Below are 19,822 nucleotides of genomic sequence, written 5' to 3' on the forward strand. Positions count from 1 at the left end.
TCCCCGCACTATCCGGGAACAGCGTCACGCGGTGGGCAGCCCTTCCAACCATCCCTATTGTCCGTTATGTACCCTCCGAATGTCGAGGGAGGCGCTCGTAGGACCGGCTGTGGCGGCTCAGCCGCGCGCGTCCAGGAGGGCGTTGAGCTCTGGGTAGGGGAGGGCGCCGTCCAGCGCGGTGTAGGTGCCGGAGCGGAGGAGCTCCTCGGTCGCGCGCCTGGCGACGCCGTAGGCGGCCTCGGCGACGGCTGAGCCGAGGCTGATCCTGGCCACCCCCTGGGCGGCGAGCGCCGCCACGTCAGGCGCGCCGAAGCCGGCGAGCACGTTGAGGGGCGCGCCGACCTTGTCCGCCAGGGTCGCGAGGGCGGGAAGATCGAGCAGGCCGGGCACGAACACGCCGTCCGCTCCGGCCTCGACGTAGGCGGTCGCGCGCTCCAGCGTCTCACCGAGGTCGGCGCTCCCGCCGAGGTAGGTGTCGACGCGGGCGTTGAGGAACATCGGGATCCCGGCCTCGTCGGCGGCGGCCCGGGCGGCGGCCAGCCGTGCGGCCTGATCCTCGATCGTGCGCAGCGGGGCGGCGCCGGTGCGGTCGGCGTCCTCCAGGTTGACGCCCACGGCGCCGGCGGCCAGCACCTCCCGCACGGTCCGCCCGACCCCCTCGGCGTCCTGCGCGTAGCCGCCCTCGATGTCGGCGCTGACCGGCACGGTGACGCCCGCGGCGACCCTGGCGACCAGGTCGCGGGCGGCGGCGGCCCCCAGGCGGTCGCCGTCGGGCGAGCCGAGGCTCCAGGCGACGCCCGCGCTGGTCGTGGCGACGGCGGACGCGCCGGCGGCGGCGACGACCATGGCGCTGGCGGCGTCCCATGCGTTGGCGAGCAGCAGCGGCCGCCCGGGGACGTGCAGCGAACGGAACAGCAGTGCTCGGTCACGTTGTGTGCTCATGAGGAGAGACTCCATCAGCTGGTGACGCCCCGGCCAAACGTTTTAGGCAGGGCTGAAACGTGGCGAGGGTGCGGAAGGCGGCGGTGATCGCCCCATCGCCGGAGCCATTCGTGATTGCCGCCTTTTGGAGAAGAAAAATTGGACGGGGCCATGACTGTGGAATGTCGAGAGGAATTCGGTAAGGAGTCATGGTTGTTTTCGCACATGGATTTCGGTCCGCAGCGGAAAGTGGTCCTACCGTGCGGAAAGGGACCGAAACGATCTGCAGGGCCCGCGGCGGCGCTTCCTTGACAGCCGGTGATTTCCAGGAGTCGATGTCGCGGCCGGACGAAGGCGCCAGGACAACGATCTTGGGTGGGCCGATTTCACCTCCGCAGGCGGGAGGGGGCAATTCCGCTTGTTCGCCTGCACAGAGGGGTCCTGTATCAGCCTGTCCGAATCTCTGGTTTAGTCGCGACGCATACTCAGGCGCACTATCACCCCGGAGGGGTTCTGTGAAGCCCCTGAGTCGGACGTGTCAGCAGAGTTGCGGACTGCGGTAATCACCGTTGACGCCGCCCGTAAGGACTGGATATAAGAGGTCTGACCGCAAACCGCCAATACTTGGGCAAGACGTACTAAGTCGTACGGGATTCAATTCAAAGAGTTCTTTGCAGCTTTTGCCGAGGAGCCCCCGCACCATGGCGATGAAGCATCTCTGTCTTGCGCGACCTATGCCCTGTACGTTCTTTCTGACCGCGGACGGCACCCGCCCAGGCCGGGGAGGTGCGCAGCCATCACGGGTCAGCTGACCGCGGCTCCGCGCGACCCCCACCCGGTCTCCGCGCGCCGCACCCGCACCCTGTTCTGCCTCCCCTTCGCCGGCGGGGGCGCAAGCGCCTACACCCCGCTGCAGCGCGACCTCGCGAGCCTGGAGGTGGTGCCGCTGCAACTGCCCGGCAGGGAGAACCGCCTGTCCGAGCCACCCGCGTTCACCGTCCACGAGGTCGCCGACGAGATCGCTCCCGCCACGGACACCCCCTACGCCCTGTACGGCCACAGCATGGGCGCGCGCCTGGCCTTCGAGGTGGTCAGGGAGCTGCGCCGCCGCGGACTGCCGCAGCCCACGCGCCTGTACGTGGGAGGCGCGCACCCGCCGCACCTCAGGGTGCCGCTGGCCGCCACCGCCGACCTGCCCGACGACGCCTTCATCGACCAGCTGGTACGGCGAGCAGGCGCCATGGCCGAGCTGAGGGAGGAGCCCGAGCTCCGCGAGCTGATGCTGCCCCTGCTCCGGTCGGACCTCGCCTGGATCAAGCGCTACCGCTACACGCCCGAGCCCCCTCTGGACACCTCCATAGTCGCCTTCGCGGGCGTCGACGACGGGGAGGTGGGCCCTTCCGACATGCTGGGCTGGGCCCGGCACACCGCCCGTGACTTCGGGCTGAGAACCCTGCGCGGCGGCCACCTGTTCGTCAAGGACACGCACGAGGAGCTGGCCCGCCTGATCACCGCCGACCTGGCCGGCGAGGTCGGCGCGCCCGAGCAGGACGAGGTCCACCTCTGGCTGGGCGAGAGCGCGGCGGGCGTGGAGGAGGTGCTGCGCCGCTACGGCGGCGGAGTGCGGGCGAGCGCCTGCGACGCCGACGGGCTGACCCTGGTCGCCGTGACCGCGTCACACGCGGCGGGCGTGGCCGTGGGCCCGGCCGCCGCGACGCCCGACGCCGTCGACCTGTCCGTGCTCGACGTCACCGAGCGTGACCAGATCGAGGACGCGGCGGAGGAGGACAGGCACTGGCTGGCGCAGCGCGCCGTGACCGCCAGGCGAGCCCTGGTCGCGGGCGCGGGCCATGGCGCCGCGATCGAGCCCTTCCCCGACCTCGGCGACCCAGGACCCTGGCAGGTCCAGGGCTGGCAGGTGCTCCACCTGCCGCTGCACACCTCGCGGGGCGAGGCTCGGGGAGCCGTGGCCGTGCCGTACGGCGGGGCGAGGCTCACGCTCTTCACGCTGAAGGACCGGACCAGGTGATCGAAGTGAAGGCGAGTCCGCTGCTGCACGACCTGGTCACCGCCCAGGCCCGCCGTACCCCCGACGCCGTCGCGATCAGGCAGTGGAACGAGCGCCTGACCTACCGCGAGCTGATCGGCGCCGCCAACGCGCTGGCCCACCGCCTGCGCGAGGAGGGGGTGGGGCCCGAGGTCCGCGTCGGCGTCTGCGCCAGGCGCACACCCGGCCTGCTCGTGTCGGTGCTCGGCGTGCTGCTGGCAGGCGGCGCGTACGTGCCGCTCGACCCTTCGCACCCCACGGCGCGGCTCCTCACGATCATCGAGGACGCCGGGATCGACGTGGTCGTCGCCGACGAGAGCGGCGAGAAGAAGCTGGCGGCCGCGCCCGTCAGGCTTCTGCTGCCGGACGGGCGCGAGGAGCCCGAACCGCCCGCGCGCCACACCCATCAGGCCGGCGCGGCGTACGTGCTCTACACCTCCGGCTCGACGGGCCGGCCCAAGGGCGTCGTGGTGAGCCACGCGTCGGTGGTCGCGTTCGTCACGATGGCGGGAGGGCGGTTCGACCTCTGCGCGGGATGCCGCTCCATCGGCTTCGCCGCCCTCGGGTTCGACGTGTCCGTGCTCGACGTCTTCGCCCCGTTGGCCGAGGGCGGGTCGGTCATGCTGGTCCCCGACGAGGACAGGGTGGACCCGGCCCGCCTCCAGCGCTTCCTCGAAGGCCATGAGGTCACCTGGGGCACCATCCCGCCCGCGCTGCTGCCGCTCCTGGACCCCGGCAGGCTGCCCTCCCTCACCGACCTGCTCACCGCGGGCGAGCCCGCGGGTCCCGAGCAGGTGGCCCGCTGGTCCAGGCCGGGCCTGCGCCGCTTCCACAACTGGTACGGCCCGACCGAGACGACCGTGTGCGTGGTCGGCACGGAGCTCGAGGGCGAATGGGACAGGCCGCTGCCGATCGGCCACGCCCTTCCCGGCTGCACCGCGCACGTCCTCGACGACGAGCTCGAGCCCTGCCCTCCCGGCGTTCCTGGCGAGCTCTACATCGGCGGCCCCCAACTGGCCCGCGGCTACCTGGACAGGCCCGCCCTGTCGGCCGAGCGCTTCGTCCCCGACCCCTACGGAGCGCCCGGCGCCCGCCTGTACAGGACAGGAGACAGGGTCGTGCTCGGCGACGACGGCGCGATCGGCTTCCTCGGCAGGGTCGACCGCCAGGTCAAGGTCCAGGGGCAGCGGGTGGAGATCGGCGAGATCGAGTCCGTGCTGCGCGCGCACCCGGCGATCCGCCACGCCGTCGTCGACCTGGACACCGGCGCGGGCGGGCTGAAGGAGTTGACCGCCTACCTGGCGCCCGAGGACGCCCCCGATGTGGCGGACCTGCGGGCCTACTGCCTCCAGACGCTTCCCTCCTACATGGTCCCCACCAGGGTGGTCCGCCTGCCGGTGCTGCCGATCACGGTGAGCGGGAAGATCGACATGGCGGCGCTGCGCGCGCACGAGGCGTCCCCCGCGCAGGCGGCGGGCAGACGGCCGGAGAGCGTGGAGGAAAGGGCCGTCGCGGCCGTGTGGGCCACGACGTTCGAGACGGGGGAGCCTGGCGCCGACGACGACTTCTTCGCCGCGGGCGGCCACTCCCTGCTGGCCATGCGTCTCACGGCGGGGCTGCGGGAGCGGCTGCGCAGGGAGATCGCCGTCGAGGACGTCCTGTCGGGCCGCACGGTGGCGGGCATCGCCGCCCGCGCCGCGGCCGCCGCGCCGCTGCTCGACCCGCCCGCCGTGGCGCCCGCCGCGTTGTCGGCGCTCCAGCGGCGGATGTGGTTCGTCGAACGGCTGGCCCAGGGCACACCCGTCCACAACATCGCGATGGCGCAGCGGCTGTCGGGCAGGCTCGACGTCGACGCGCTGCGCGCCGCCCTCGCCGAGGTCGCCCGCCGCCACGAGGTGCTGCGCTGGCGCGTGCCGCAGTCGGGCGGGGTCCCGGCCGTCGCCGTGGACCCGCCGGGCGAGGTGCCGCTTCCCGTGGAGCAGGTCACCGAGGAGGGGTTGCGCGAGAGGCTGCAGGCCGAGGCGGCCTCCCCGTTCGACCTGGCGAAGGGGCCGCTCTGGCGGGCGCTCCTGCTGCGCATCGCCGACGACGAGCACGTGCTGGCCCTCACCGCCCACCACCTCGTCTTCGACGGCTGGTCGCAGTCGGTGCTCTACGAGGACCTCGGCCGCGCCTACCGGGGCGAGCCGCTCGCCGCGCTGCCCGCCTCCTTCGGCGGCTACGTCGCATGGCTCGCGGAGAAGGAGGCCGCCGCCGACCTCGACTGGTGGAGCGCGCGGCTCGACGGCGCCCCCACCGTGCTCGACCTGCCGAGGGACCATCCGCGCCCCGCCGTGCAGACCTTCGAGGGCGCGGGCGTCACGGCCGAGGCGGACGTCTCGACCAGCGCCGCCGTCAGGGCGCTCGCCGCGCGCCTGGGGGCCACGCCGTACGCGGTCATGCTCGCGGCCTTCGGACAGGCGTTACGGCGGCTGACAGGCCGGCACGACCTGATCGTCGGCACCCCCGTCGCCGACCGCCGCGACCCCGCGCTGGAGCCGATGGCCGGATGCCTGGTGCAGATGCTGCCGGTGCGGCTGCGGATCGAGGACGACGAGGCATTCGCCGCGCACGTCGCGAGCTGCCAGTCGACGCTGTCCGAGGCGCTCGCCCACCTCGACGTGCGCCTCGAACGGCTGGTGGACAGGCTCGGTCCTGGACGCGACCTGTCGCGCAACCCGCTGATCCAGGTGCTGTTCAACATGTACGACTTCACCGAGCCGCGGCTGAGCCTGCCGGGGGTGAGCGCCACCCCGCTGCCTCCCGGTCTGCCGGGATCGCTGTTCGACCTCACCCTGTACGTCGGAGAGCGGCAGGGCAGGCACGTCCTGCAGGCCGTCTACAACCCCAGGCTGTTCGCCGCCGAACGGATCGAGGCGCTGCTGGAGGGCTACCTCAGCCTCCTCGGCGACCTGGTCGCCGCCCCCGAGCGCCCGGTACGGCACGCCGCGCTCCGCCCCGCCGGCACCGCCCTGCCCGACGGGAGGGCGCCGCTTCCCGGCTGGGACGGCCCCGGCCTCGTCGAGACCGTCCTGAAGCGGGCGAAGGCCCATCCCGAACGCGTGGCGGTGAGCGGCGAAGGAGGCGAGCTGTCCTACGCCGACCTGGCCGAGATCGTCAGGACGACGGCCGCGACCGTGCGGCAGGGGCAGACGGTCGCGGTCCTGGCCGCCAGGCGCTGCGAGCTGCCCGCGCTGCTGCTGGGCGTGCTGGCCGGCGGGGCCCGCTGGGCGGTGCTCGACGCCGCCCATCCCTCCGCGAGGCTGGCCGCCCAGGCGCGGTCGGCCGGCGCCCAGGCCCTGCTCGCCTGTCCCGGAGTCACCGTTCCGCAGGAGCTGTCCTGGCTCCCCCGCCCAGGCGGCGAGGGCCACGACGGCGCGGCGGTGCCGTACGAGCAGCAGGGGTATCTGTCCTTCACCTCGGGCTCCACGGGGGAGCCCAAGCCGGTCCGCGCGGGAGAGCGGCCGCTGGCCCGCTTCCTCGCCTGGTACCCCACCGCGCTCGACCTGACGGAGGACGACACCTTCGCCCTGCTGGCAGGCCTCGCCCACGACCCGCTGCTGCGTGACGCCTTCACCCCGCTCGTCCTCGGCGCCCGCCTGTGCGTGCCAGGCCACGACCTCGTCCGCGACCCGGCCAAGCTCGCGGCGTGGCTGCGCGACCACGCCGTCACCGTCGTCCACCTGACCCCGCAGCTGGCCACGCTCATCGCCGCCGCCGGGGTGGCCTTACCCGACCTACGGCTGGTGGTGTTCGGCGGGGACAGGCTGACCTGGGCCGACGTCGCCAGGTTCGCGCAAGTCGCGCCACGGGCCAGGATGGTCAACTCCTACGGCACCACCGAGACGCCGCAGACCCAGGCGATGCACCTCGTCGGCGAGCCCGGGGGCGACAGCGGCGACCCCGTGCCCGTCGGCCACGGCGTCGACGGCGCCGAGCTGCTCGTGCTCGGCGCGGACGGCGCCCCCGCCGCGGTCGGCGAGCTGGGGGAGGTCGTGATCAGGAGCCGCAGGCTGGCCGAGGGGTACCTCGACGAGCGGCTCACCGAGGAGCGCTTCGCCGTGGAGGCCGACGGCGTCACCGGCCGCTACCGGACGGGAGACCTCGGCAGGTACGAGCCCGACGGCGGCGTGGTGCTCGCGGGCAGGAGCGACGGCCAGGTCAAGATCCGCGGCTACCGGGTCGAGCTGGGCGAGATCGAGCACGCGCTGCTGGCCCATCCCGGCGTGCGGGCCGCCGTCGCCGTGGCCGTCGACCAGCGGGCGGGGCCCGCGCTTCGGGCGTACGCGGTGCCGGAGAGCGCGGCCACGCACGCGGGCGAGTTACAGCGGCATCTGAGAAGCAGCCTGCCCGACTACGCGCTCCCCGCCGACCTGATCCTGCTGCCCGCGCTACCCCTGACCCCCAACGGGAAAGTCGACAGGGCCGCGCTGCCCGCCCCCGCTTCCCGGCCCGCGGCCCCGCGGGGGAGAGGAGCCCGCCACCGGCACCGAACGGCTGATCGCGGGCGTCTGGCGGGAGGTCCTCGGCCTGCCGAGGGTCTCCGCCGGCGAGAACTTCTTCGAGATCGGCGGGCACTCGCTCGCCACCGCCCAGGTCCAGGCCCGTCTCACCGCCTCACTCGGCAGGGACGTCCCCATCGTCGATCTGTTCCGCTTCCCGACCGTCCGCGCGCTCGCCGCCCACCTCGATGGCGAGCGCCGTACGGCCGGACCGGAGCGTGCCGCCCGACGCATCGCGGCGCGCCAGGCACGACCGTCATCTCGCAGGCCTTACCAGGCCAGACAGGAGAACAAGGAATGACCGGTCCGGCGTACCACGAACCAGAGCAGGCCGTCGAGCCGATCGCGGTCATCGGGATCGCTTGCCGCCTCCCAGGCGCCGAGGACGTGCCCGCGTTCTGGCGCAACCTGGTCGACGGAGTGGAGTCCGTCAAGTTCTACACCCGTGAGGAGCAGGAGGCGCTCGGCGTCCCCGACTACCTGCTCGACGACCCGACCTTCGTGCGGGCGGCCTCGGTGGCCGAGGACTACGGCGCGCTCGACGCCGCCTTCTTCGGGATGTCGCCGCGAGAGGCCGAGCTGCGCGATCCGCAGCAGCGGATGTTCCTCGAGCTGTCCAACACCGCTCTGGAGGACGCGGGCTACGACCCCTCCCGCTACCAGGGCGAGGTCGGGGTCTACGGCACCATCGGCTCGGACGAGTACCAATGGATGTACATCAGGCCGAACCGCAAGGTGTTCGCCTCCGTGGGCAGCCTGGCGGTCTTCACCGGCAACCACCCCGACTACCTGGCGACCCTGGTCTCCTACAAGCTCGATCTGCGCGGGCCCAGCGTGACGATGCACACGGCCTGCTCCTCCTCCCTTGTCGCCATCCACGTGGCGTGCGAGGCGCTGCGCGCGGGTGAGTGCGACATGGCGCTGACCGGCGGCGTCTCGCTGGAGATGCCCGCCGAGTGGGGCTACCAGTACCACCAGGACGGCATCTACGCCGCCGACGGGCACTGCAGGGCCTTCGACGCCGGAGCGGCGGGGACGATCTGGGGCGGAGGCGGCGGCGTCGCCGTGCTCAAGCGGCTGTCCGACGCCATCGCCGACGGCGACCACATCCGCGCCGTCGTCGCGGGCAACGCGATCAACAACGACGGGGCGACCAAGGTGGGCTTCTCGGCGCCCAGCGCCGAAGGCCAGGCCGCCGCGGTCTCGCTCGCGCTCGGCGTCGCCCAGGTCGACCCGCGCACCGTCACCTACGTGGAGGCCCACGGCACCGGCACCTCCCTCGGCGACCCGATCGAGGTGGCCGCCCTGTCCAACGTGTTCGGCAGCGGCACCGACGAGGCCGGCTGGTGCGGCATCGGCTCGGTGAAGACCAACATCGGCCACCTCGGCCCCGCCGCGGGCATCGCGGGCTTCATCAAGACCGTCCTGGCGCTCGAACACGGCATGATCCCGCCGACGATCAACTTCGAGAAGCCCAACCCGCGCATCGACTTCGGCACCAACCCCTTCTACGTCGCCTCCTCGCTGACCAAGTGGGAGACCGACGGCTTCCCCCGCCGCGCGGGCGTCAGCTCCTTCGGCATCGGCGGCACCAACGCCCACGTCGTGATGGAGCAGGCGCCGCCCGCCCCCGTGCCCACGACGCAGCCGCGCCCCGCCCACCTGCTGCAGGTGTCGGCCCGCACCTCCAGCGCGCTGGAGGCCGCCGTGCGCAGGCTGGCCGACCGCCTCGACGGGGCCGAGATCGACCTGGCGGACGTGGCGTTCACGCTGCGCAAGGGGCGGCGCGAGATGACCCATCGCGCCGCGGTGGTCGCCACCGACGCCGCCGACGCCGTCGCCGCGCTGACCGACCCACGCCGCCTGGTCAAGGGCAAGGCGGGCAAGCCGCGCGTGGCATGGCTGTTCTCGGGCCAGGGCGCGCAGTACGCGGGCATGGGCGCGCAGCTGTACCGCACCGAGCCCGTCTTCGCGGCCGCCGTCGACGAGTGCGCCGAGATCCTGCGCGACGAGCTGGGCCTGGACATCAGGACGCTGCTGTTCCCCGAGGACGGCGAGCGCGAGCGGGCCGACGAGCGGCTGCGTCAGACCTCGCTCACCCAGCCCGCGCTGTTCACCGTCGAATGGGCGCTGGCGAGCCTGTGGCGCTCGTGGGGCGTGGAGCCGGCCGCGATGGTCGGCCACAGCATCGGCGAGTACGTCGCCGCCACCTTCGCGGGCGTCTTCGATCTGCCCGACGCCCTGCGCCTGGTCGCGGCCAGGGGCAGGCTGATGCAGAGCATGCCGGAAGGCTCCATGCTCGCCGTCAGGATGGAGGAGGACGAGGTGCGCGGGCAGCTGCCCGACGGCCTGTCCATCGCCACCGTCAACGGGCCTGGCAGCTGCGTGGTGGCCGGGCCGACCACGCTGGTCGAGGAGTTCTCCGCCCGTCTCGAGGAGGCGGGCGTCGGGCGCACCATGCTGCGCACCTCCCACGCCTTCCACTCGCCGATGATGGACCCCATTCTCGGCGAGTTCCACGACGTCGTCGCCAGGGCGGCGCGTCACGCGCCGAGCCGGCCGTTCCTGTCCAACGTCTCCGGCACCTGGATCACCGCCGAGGAGGCGGTCGACCCCGCCTACTGGACGCGCCACCTGCGGGAGGCCGTCAGGTTCGGCGACTGCGTGGCCACGCTCGCCGCCGAAGGGGAGTGGCGGCTGGTCGAGTGCGGCCCCGGCAGGCAGCTGGCCGGTCTGGCCAGGACCCAGCTGCCGCGCACCGGGCCCGCGCCGCTGGCCAGCCTGCCCGGCCCCGCCGACCCCAAGCAGGACCTCGAGGTGCTCTACGCCGCGGCGGGCACGCTGTGGACCTCGGGCGTCCAGCTCGACGCCGACGCCCTCGGCGAGCCCGCCCGCAGAGTGCCGCTGCCCGGCTACCCCTACGAGCGCACCCACCACTGGGTCCAGACGACCATCGACCCCGAGCTGGTCTACCCGCGCTCGCCGCGCGCGGGCGCGCTCGCCCCCGAGGAGTGGTACTCGGTCCCCGCGTGGCGGCAGGCCCCCGTCGCCCTCACCGCGACCACCACCGCCACCACCCCCGCGACCACGGCCGCGTGGAGCGGGCGCTGCCTCGTCTTCGCCGGCCCCGCCGCCGAGCCGATGGTGGCCGCGCTGCGGACGGCGGGCGCCGACGTGGTGTCCGTGATCAGGGGCGAGAGCTACGGCGTGGCCGCCGACGGCATGATCACGATCAGGCCGGGACGGCGCGAGGACTACGAGGCGCTGCTGGCCGAGACCGGGGTCCCCGCACGGGTGGTCCACGCCTGGGCCCTCGACGGCGAGCCCGCCGACGGCGTCCGGCAGACGCTGGCCGCCCAGGACGCGGGCTTCCACAGCCTGCTCGACCTGGTCCAGGCTCTCGCCCAGGCCGAACGCGAGCACGACGTCCACCTCGACGTCGTCACCGCGGGCACGCAGAGCGTCACGGGCCACGACCTCCACAGGCCCGAGCACGCCACGGTGGCCGGCATCGCCAAGGTCGTCCCCCTGGAGGCGCGCTGGCTGTCGGTGCGTCACATCGACCTCGAGGACGTCGTCTACGACCCCGCCCCCCTGCTGGCCGAGCTGACCGCCGCTCCTGAGGAGCCCGAGGAGGGCGTGCCGCCGTCCCCCGTGGCCCTGCGGGCGGGGCGCCGCTGGGTGCGCGGCTACCAGCAGGTGCCCGTGGCCCCGCTCGACGGCGAGCCCGCGGGCCTGCGCGAGGAGGGCGTCTACGTCATCACCGGAGGGCTCGGCGGCATCGGCCTGACCCTGGCCGAGGACCTGGCCGCCAAGGTCAGGGCCAGGCTCGTGCTGATCAGCAGGTCGGGGCTGCCGCCACGTGACGGATGGGACGCGCTCGAAGGCGCCGACGACCGCACGGGCCGCGCCGTCCGCGCCGTCCGCAGGATGGAGTCGGCGGGCGCGGAGGTGCTCGTCATGGCCGCCGACGTCACCGACCCCGCGAGCCTGCGCGAGGTCAGGACGGCGGCTCTCGGCAGGTTCGGCCGCGTCGACGGCATCGTGCACGCCGCGGGGCTGCCGGGCGGCGGCATGGCCGAGGTGAAGGAGCGCGAGGCCGCCGACCTCGTCATGGCGCCCAAGCTGGCGGGCACGCTCGCGCTGCGCGAGGTCTTCGGCGACCTCGACCTGGACTTCGTGCTGCTGTGCTCGTCGGTGACGGCCGTCGCGGGCGGCTTCGGCCAGGTGGACTACTGCGCCGCCAACAACTTCATGGACGCCTACGCCCACACCTGGCCTGGCCGGGTGCTGTCGGTGAACTGGGGCGCCTGGCTGGAGGTCGGCATGGCGGCCGAGGTCGCCGCCCCCGTCGCCTTCCGCGCGCTGCAGCGAGGCGACAGGGTCACCCCGTTCGACCATCCCGTCCTGTCCCACAGGCACGAGACCCCTGGCCGCACCCCCTGGTACGGCGGGACCGTCGCCCCCGACACCCACTGGATGCTGGACGAGCACCGCATGGCGCAGGTGCCCGTCATGCCTGGCACCGTCTACCTGGACACCGCCCGCGCCGCCTTCCAGGACGCCGTGCCGAGCCCCGGCCCCCGGCTACGAGGTCGAGCTGCGCGACGTGGCCTTCGTCGCGCCCATGCCCGTGGCCGACGGCGGCGCCGCCGAGCTGCGCGTGCACCTGACCCCCAGCGGCGACGGCATGGACTTCGAGGTGGTCAGCGTCGTCGGCGGGCGATCGCGCCAGCACGCCAGAGGGGCGGCGAGCTGGATCCGCGGCGGCCAGGAGCACGCCGCCGAGCTGGCAGAGGTGCGCGCCCGCTGCTCCCACGCCAGCAGCGACGACATCGCCCACGTGTTCTCCTCCGCCTCGGGCCTGCTGTCCTTCGGCCCCAGGTGGACCAGCCTGCGCTCGGTCTACCTCGGGCAGAACGAGGCGCTGGCCAGGCTGGAGGCGGGCCCCGAGGTGGCGGCCGAGATCGACGGGTTCGGCTTCCACCCCGCGCTGCTGGACGAGGCGACCGCGTTCCTGGGCGCCAGGAACGACCACAGCTTCCTGCCGATCGGCTACGGCAGGATCGTGGTGCACGCACCCGTCCCAGGACGGGTGTGGAGCCACGCCATCCAGCGCGACACGGGCAGCGCCGAGATCGTCGCCGTCGACTTCACCCTCTACGACGACGACGGCGGCAAGATCCTGACGATCTCCGACTTCGTGCTCCGCAGGATCGACAGGGACTCGGTCGCCCAGACGGTCGGCGAGGGCGCGAAGGAGAGCGTCGAGGACCGCGCCGTCGCCGAGGAGTCCGCCGCCGCCGGCATGGCGGTCGACCTCGACGGGGCCAAGGCGGGCATCTCGCCCGCCGACGGCGCCGACGCCTTCCGCAGGCTCCTGGCCGTCGGGCTCGGCACCCAGGTGGTGGTCAACGCCACCCCGCTGCCCGAGTTCGTCGCCGGGGTGCGCGAGCTGACCCAGGACACCGTCGCCGAGGAGCTGGACGGCGCGGCGGCCGCCGACGGCGCCCACGCGCTGGACGAGGACCACGTCGCGCCGCGCAACGAGCTGGAGAGCACGCTGGCGGGCCTGTGGGGCGAGGTGCTCGGCGCCAGGCAGGTCAGCGTCGAGCAGGACTTCTTCGAACTGGGCGGCAACTCTCTCGTCGCGGTCCAGCTCATCGCGCTCATCAGGAAGAAGATCGGCGTCAGGCTGCCCATGCGCAGCCTCTTCCAGGTGCCGACGGTGGCGGGCATGGCCTCGCTGGTGGAGGAGCTGCGCGGCCAGCAACCGGTCAAGCAGGTGGCCCTGACCAGGCTGCCCAGGCAGGAAAGGGCGTGACATGCGCGACGGCGAGTACAAGGTCGTGGTCAACGACGAGGAGCAGTACTCCATCTGGTTCGCGGGCAGGACGGTGCCCGACGGCTGGCGGGAGGCCGGCTTCGCCGGCGACAAGCAGCAGTGCCTGGACCACATCGAGCAGGTCTGGACCGACATGCGGCCGCGCAGCCTGCGTGAGGCCATGGGGCGGTAGGAGGAACGACAGGTGAGCGGCTCTTACGTCTTTCCCGCCTCCTACGCGCAGGAACGTCTGTGGTTCCTGTCCAGGTTCGACCCCGACGTGCCTGTGCACCACGTCAACATCGTGATCGACCTGCCGGAGGGCGCCGATCACGACAGGTGCGCCAGGGCGCTGGGGGAGATGGTCAGGCGGCACGAGACGCTGCGCACGGCCCTGGCCGTCGAGGACGGGAGCCTCGTCCAGGTGGTCATGGCCGAGCTGCCGGTCACCCTCGCCCACACCGACCTCAGCGGCCTGCCCTCCGAGCAGGCCGAGAGGGAGTTCGACGCGCTGGCGGGCGCGGACGCCAGGCTCCCCTTCCAGCTGGACCAGGCGCCGCTGTGGCGGGCGCGCATGGTCCGGCTGGCCGAGGGCGACCAGCGCCTGGTGTTCGTCGTCCACCACGCCGTCTTCGACGCCAGCTCGGGGCCGACCTTCGTCAACGAGCTGCTGGAGATCGAGGCCGCGCTGGCGCAGGGGCGGCCGCACGGGCTGCCCGACCTGGCCGTCCAGTACGCCGACTACGCGGTGTGGCAGCGCGAGCACCTGGCCCAGGGCGTGCTGGCCGAGCAGATCGGTTACTGGCGAGAGAGGCTGGCGGGGCTGCCACGGGATCTGGGCCTGCCCACGGACAGGCCCCGGCCCGCCGTCCGCGGCCATGAGGGGGCCGAGTACCACCTGAGCCTGCCCGCCGAGCTGGTGGACGACCTGGAGGCGCTGGCCAGGCGGCGCGGCGCGACGCTGTTCATGGTGCTGCTCGCGGGGTTCAAGGCGCTGCTGGCCCGCCACGCCGACCAGTACGACGTCGCGGTGGGCTCGCCGGTGGTGGGCAGGGACCTGCCCGAGGTCGAGCCGCTGATCGGCATGTTCATCAACACGCTGGTGCTGCGGACCGATCTCGGCGGCGACCCCTCCTTCGGCGAGCTGCTCGAGCGGGTGAGGACGACCGTGCTCGAGGCGCTCGACCACGCGGAGGCGCCCTTCGACCGGCTGGTCGAGGCGCTCCAGCCGGAACGCGACCCCAGCCGCACCCCCCTCTTCCAGGTGGGCTTCAACCTGTTGCCGCTGGAGGTCAGGGGGCGCTTCCCCAACGGCACGGCCCAGCTCGACCTGAGCATGGACGTCGTCAGGTCGAGTGAGGGCGCCGGGCTCTGGCTCGAGTACAGCACCGAGCTGTTCGACGAGGAGAGCGTCGCCCGCCTGGCCGGCGCCTACCGGCTCCTGCTCGCCGCCGCGGCCGCCGATCCCGGGCTGCGGCTGTCGGAGCTGCCGCTCATGTCGGACGAGCAGCGCGGGCGGATGCTCGACGAATGGACGGCGACCGCCGCCCCGTACCCGGGGCTGCCGCTGCACGACCTGGTCGCCGAGCAGGCCAAGCGCACACCCGACGCGATCGCCGTGAAGACCATGGAGGGCGAGGAGCTCACCTACGCCGAGCTGGTCACCAGAGCGGAGGACCTCGCCAGGCTGCTGGCCGCGCGTGGCGTGGGCGTCGAGTCGTGCGTCGCGCTGTGCCTGCCGCGCGACGCCGACCTCATCGTCGCGCTGCTCGCCGTGCTGCGGGCGGGCGCGCACTACCTGCCTCTCGACCCCGCCTATCCCGCGGAACGGCTCGCCTACCTCCTGTCGGACTCGGGCGCCGCCCTGCTGCTGACCCACTCCTCCCTCCTCGACCGCCTGCCCGGCACGCGGCCGGAGGAGCTCCTGCTCGACCGGCGCCCGCCCGCGCCTGAGGGGCCGCTGCCCACCGTCACCCAGGACCACCTGGCCTACCTGATCTACACCTCGGGCTCGACGGGCCGTCCCAAGGGTGTGGAGGTGCCGCATCGCGGCGTGGTCAACCTGGTCACCGACGTCGTCCGCACCCTCGGGGGCGGCAGCGCGCTGCTGATGACCTCGCTGTCGTTCGACATCGCCGCACTGGAGATCTTCACTCCGCTGCTGTCCGGCGGCACGCTGGTGATCGCGCCGGAGGACGCCGCGCGCACACCGAAGCAGGTCAGGGCCGCGGCGGCCGAGGTGGACCTGGTCCAGCTGACCCCCTCGGTGGCGGGGCTGGCGCTGCCCGAGCTGCCGCCCGGCCTGCCGCGCGTCATCTGCGGAGGCGAACCGCTGCCCGCCGACCTGGCCGCCGGCATCCTGCGGGTCGCGGGGGAGCTGTGGAACTTCTACGGCCCCACCGAGACCACGATCTGGTCGACCGCCTACCGGGTACCGCACGACGCGACCACCATGCTCATCGGAGGGCCGGTGGCCAACACCACCGCCTACGTGGTCGACGGCCACCTGCGCCCCGTGCCCGTGGGAGTGCCGGGCGAGCTGCTGCTCGGCGGCGCGGGCGTGACGCGCGGCTACCACGGCCGCCCCGGGCTGACCGCCGAGCGGTTCGTGCCCGACCCGTTCGGCACGGCGGGCGGCCGCCTCTACCGCACGGGCGACCTCGTCAGATGGCGGCCCGAAGGGACGCTGGAGTACCTGGGCCGCCTGGACGACCAGGTGAAGGTCCGCGGCGTGCGGATCGAGCCCGACGAGATCGCCGCCGTGCTCGCCGAGCACCCCTCGGTACGGCGGGCGGTGGTGACGGTGCGCGACGACGCCCCCGGCGGGCGCGGCCTGGTCGGCTACCTCGACTGGACAGGACAGGAGGGGCCCGCCGGCATGACCGGCGAACTGCGCGCGCACCTGCGCTCCAGGCTGCCGGAGGCGATGATCCCCGCCGCCTTCGTGGCGGTGGACGCCTTCCCGGTGATGCCCAGCGGCAAGCTCGACAGGGCGGCCCTCCCGCCGCCGCGGGCCGTCGAGAGCGCCGAGCGGGTCGAGCCGCGCACCCCTGCCGAGAAGCGCCTGTGCGCGATCTGGGCCGAGCTGCTCGGCAGGGACCACGTGGGCGTGCGCGACGACTTCTTCGCCTCGGGCGGGCACTCGCTGCTGGCCGTCCGCCTGGTCGGCCGCGTCTTCGAGGAGTTCGGCGTGGATCTGCCGCTGCGCCGCTGCTTCGAGGCGACCACCGTCGAGGCGCAGGCGCTGGCCGTGGCCGAACTGGGCCCAGGCGAGGCCGAACCGCTCGAGCCGCCGCCCATCCCGCGCAGGACCGACCCGTCGGCGCCCGCGCCCCTGTCGGACGCCCAGCGCCGCCTGTGGATCATCGACAGCCTCGACCCCGGCAACCCCGCCTACACGCTCTCGTGGGCGTACGGGATCAGGGGGCCGCTCGACCCCGCCGCCATGGCCGCGGCCTTCGACGCCCTGGTGGACAGGCACCCCGTCCTCGGCCACGTCGTCACGGTCCTGGACGGCGAGCCCTGGCAGCACCCCGGCCCCTCACGGCCCAGGCTGACCGTCACCGAGCTGACCGCGCGGGAGGCGGACTCGGTCGAGCTCGCGGAGGCGGCCTTCCGCTTCGACCTGACCACGGGACCGCTGGTCCGCGCCCTGCTCATGAGGGTGGCCGAGGACGAGCACCGGCTGGTGCTGACCCTCCACCACCTCCTCGCCGACCGCTGGTCGGTGGCCATCCTGCTCAACGAGCTGCTGGAGCTGTACGCGGGGCAGCGCCCGCCCGAGCCTGGGGTCGGCTACGCCGACTACGTCGAGTGGCGGCGCGAGCAGCCCGCGGGCGACGACCTCGCCTACTGGCGCGAGGCGCTCGCAGACCTGCCCGACGTCCTCGACCTGCCCGCCGACAGGCCGAGGCCGCCGCTGCGGACCCACGAGGGGGCGCGGCTGCTGTTCGAGCTGGACCGCGACCTCGCCGACGGCCTGCGCGCGCTGGCCGCCGAGCAGCGGGCCACCCCGTTCATGGCGCTCGTGGCGGGGCTGCAGGCGTTGCTGTCGCGCTACACGGGACGGCAGGACATCCCGCTCGGCACGCCCATGTCGGTCAGACCGCACCCCTCCCTCGACGGGACGGTCGGCCTGTTCCTCAACACGCTGGTCCTGCGCGGCGACCTGTCGGGCGAGCCGAGCTTCACCGAGCTGCTGCGCCGCACCCGCGACACGGTCCTCGGCGCCTTCGAGCACGCGGGACTGCCCTTCGAGGTGCTGGTGGACGAGCTGGACGTCAGGCGGGACCTGTCGCGCAACCCCCTGTTCCAGGTCATGCTCGCCTACCAGAACACCCCCGACCTGCCGGGCGACGGCCACGGCCTGAGGCTGGAACGCCGCGACGTCCGCCCCGGCACGGCCATGTTCGACCTCGGGTTCGTCGTCGAGGAGCGGGCGGACGGATCGCTGCTGTGCGTCCTCGACTACGCCACCGACCTGTTCGACGACGACAGGATGCGGCGCCTGGCCGAGCACTTCCGCGCGCTGCTGGCGGCCGCGGTCGCCGACCCGGCGGCCCCCGTCGCCGACGCCGCTCTGCTCACCCCGGGCGAGCTGGCCATTATCGAGTCGGCCAACCACACGGCCGCCGAGCAGCCCCGCGCCGCCCTGCACGAGCTCGTGGCCGCCCAGGTCGCGCGCGCCCCGCACGCGCCCGCGCTGAGCTTCGACGGGGCCGGGTGGAGCACCTACGAGGAGTTCGCCGCCAGGGTGAACCGGCTGGCCAGGAGGTTGCGCGCGCACGGGGCCGGGTGCGACCAGGTCGTCGGTGTGTGCCTGGAGCGCGGGACCGACCTGGTGGTCGCCGTCCACGCCGTCCTCGCGGCGGGCGCGGCCTACCTGCCGCTCGAGCCCGACCATCCCCGCGAGCGGCTGGCCTTCATGACGGCCGACGCCGGCGCGCGGCTGGTGATCTCGACAGGCCGGTCGTCGGGCTCGCTGCCCGACGACGTCGTCCACGTGCTGCTCGACCGCGACGCCGACGTCATCGGCGCCGAGGACCCCGCCCCGCCCGACGTCGCCGTCCCCGCCGACGCCCTCGCCTACGTGATCTACACCTCGGGCTCGACGGGCAGGCCGAAGGGCGTCGGCGTCTCCCACCGCGCGATCGTCAACAGGCTGCTCTGGATGCAGGACACCTTCGGGCTGACCGGGGCCGACCGCGTGCTGCACAAGACGCCCTTCTCCTTCGACGTGTCGGTGTGGGAGCTGTTCTGGCCCTTCATGACCGGCGCGGGCCTGGCCGTCGCCAGGCCCGGCGGGCACGCCGACCCCGCCTACCTGGCGGGTCTGATCGAGGCCGAGGGCGTCACCACCGCGCACTTCGTGCCGTCCATGCTGGACGCCTTCCTGGAGGAGCCGCGGCTGCCAGGGACGCTGCGCAGGGTCGTCTGCTCGGGAGAGGCGCTGAGCGCCGACCTGGCTGACCGGTTCCACGACCGCCTGCCCTCCGCCGGGCTGCACAACCTGTACGGCCCGACCGAGGCGGCGGTGGACGTCTCCTGGCACGCCTGCGGACCTGGCGAACGCGTGGTCCCCATCGGGCGGCCCATCGCCAACACCCGCCTGGAGATCCTCGACGACCGGCTGAACCGCGTGCCTGTCGGGGTGCCTGGCACGCTGTGGATCGGCGGCGTCCAGCTCGCCCGAGGCTACGCCGGCAGGCCGGGGCTGACCGCCGAGCGGTTCGTCCCCGACCCCTACGGCCAGGAGGGCGCCCGCCTGTACGACACGGGCGACCTGGCCAGGTGGCGGCCCGACGGCGAGATCGAGTATCTCGGCAGGTCCGACTTCCAGGTCAAGATCCGCGGCATGCGGGTGGAGCTGGGCGAGATCGAGGCGGCCATGGCGGGGCTGCCAGGCGTGCGAGCGGCGGCGGCCCACGCGGTCGAGGACGGCGCCGGCCTGCGCCTGGTCGGCTACGTGGTGCCGGAAGGCGAAGCGGACCGGCACGGCTGGCGTGAGCGGCTGGCGGGCCTGCTGCCCGACCACATGATCCCCACCAGCTGGGTGCTGATGGACGCGCTGCCCCTCACCCGCAGCGGCAAGCTCGACAGGAAGGCGCTGCCCCGCCCGCTGAGCCAGGCGGCGGCCGCGCACACCGAACCCGAGGGGCCCGCCGAGCTCGCCGTCGCCGCCGCGTGGCAGGAGGTGCTCGGGCTCGAGCGGGTCTCGGCCCACGACAACTTCTTCGCCGTCGGCGGCGACTCCATCCGCAGCCTGAAAGTGGTCGCCCGCCTGCGGGCGGCGGGCTATGCCGTACGGCTGGAGCAGCTGTTCCTCCACCAGACGCTCGGCGAACTGGCCGCGCGCCTGACCGTGGCGGAGGCGGCGCCGCCACCCGAGACGCAGGTCGCGGCCTTCGGGCTGCTCAACCCCGAGGACTTGGCGCTGATGCTGGAAGGTGAGGCGGAATGACGGTCACGACGGGGGCGGCAAGCGGCCTG

General features: G+C 73.6%; 5 protein-coding genes and 1 pseudogene. 5 read left to right on the forward strand and 1 reads right to left on the reverse strand.

From position 1 onward, the window contains the following. Positions 1-117: 117 nt before the first annotated feature. Positions 118-942, reverse strand: a complete 825-nt coding sequence (locus FHR33_RS37620) for an isocitrate lyase/PEP mutase family protein (protein ID WP_183658277.1) — start codon at positions 940-942, stop codon at positions 118-120. An 841-nt stretch (positions 943-1,783) separates the two neighbouring features. On the opposite strand from FHR33_RS37620, the gene FHR33_RS49355 reads away from it, so the two are divergent. From FHR33_RS49355 to FHR33_RS37655, 5 genes and pseudogenes are all read left to right on the forward strand, one after another. Next, positions 1,784-2,950, forward strand: coding sequence for a thioesterase II family protein (locus FHR33_RS49355; RefSeq protein WP_281388510.1), 1,167 nt, complete (start codon positions 1,784-1,786; stop codon positions 2,948-2,950). A gap of 5 nt (positions 2,951-2,955) precedes the next feature. Continuing rightward, a pseudogene (locus FHR33_RS53675) lies at positions 2,956-12,042 on the forward strand (amino acid adenylation domain-containing protein); the annotation flags it as partial. A 157-nt stretch (positions 12,043-12,199) separates the two neighbouring features. After that, a complete protein-coding gene (locus FHR33_RS50990; protein ID WP_376773305.1) occupies positions 12,200-13,333 on the forward strand; it encodes a polyketide synthase dehydratase domain-containing protein in 1,134 nt (377 codons plus the stop codon). Between the two features lies 1 nt (position 13,334). Next, positions 13,335-13,526 (forward strand): MbtH family protein, encoded by a 192-nt coding sequence (locus tag FHR33_RS50995; RefSeq protein ID WP_183658281.1) that lies wholly within the window; start codon positions 13,335-13,337, stop codon positions 13,524-13,526. Positions 13,527-13,538: 12 nt separating this feature from the next. Next, complete coding sequence (locus tag FHR33_RS37655) at positions 13,539-19,793, forward strand: non-ribosomal peptide synthetase (protein ID WP_183658283.1); 6,255 nt, start codon at positions 13,539-13,541, stop codon at positions 19,791-19,793. Positions 19,794-19,822 lie beyond the last annotated feature (29 nt).

This window comes from Nonomuraea dietziae (genome assembly GCF_014195505.1).
Classification (GTDB): domain Bacteria; phylum Actinomycetota; class Actinomycetes; order Streptosporangiales; family Streptosporangiaceae; genus Nonomuraea; species Nonomuraea roseola.

Coding starts and splice junctions, on each gene's coding strand:
- FHR33_RS37620 (WP_183658277.1), bottom strand. CDS start 942: ATGAGCACACAACGTGACCGAGCACTGCTGTTCCGTTCGCTGCACGTC.
- FHR33_RS50990 (WP_376773305.1), top strand. CDS start 12,200: ATGGACTTCGAGGTGGTCAGCGTCGTCGGCGGGCGATCGCGCCAGCAC.
- FHR33_RS50995 (WP_183658281.1), top strand. CDS start 13,335: ATGCGCGACGGCGAGTACAAGGTCGTGGTCAACGACGAGGAGCAGTAC.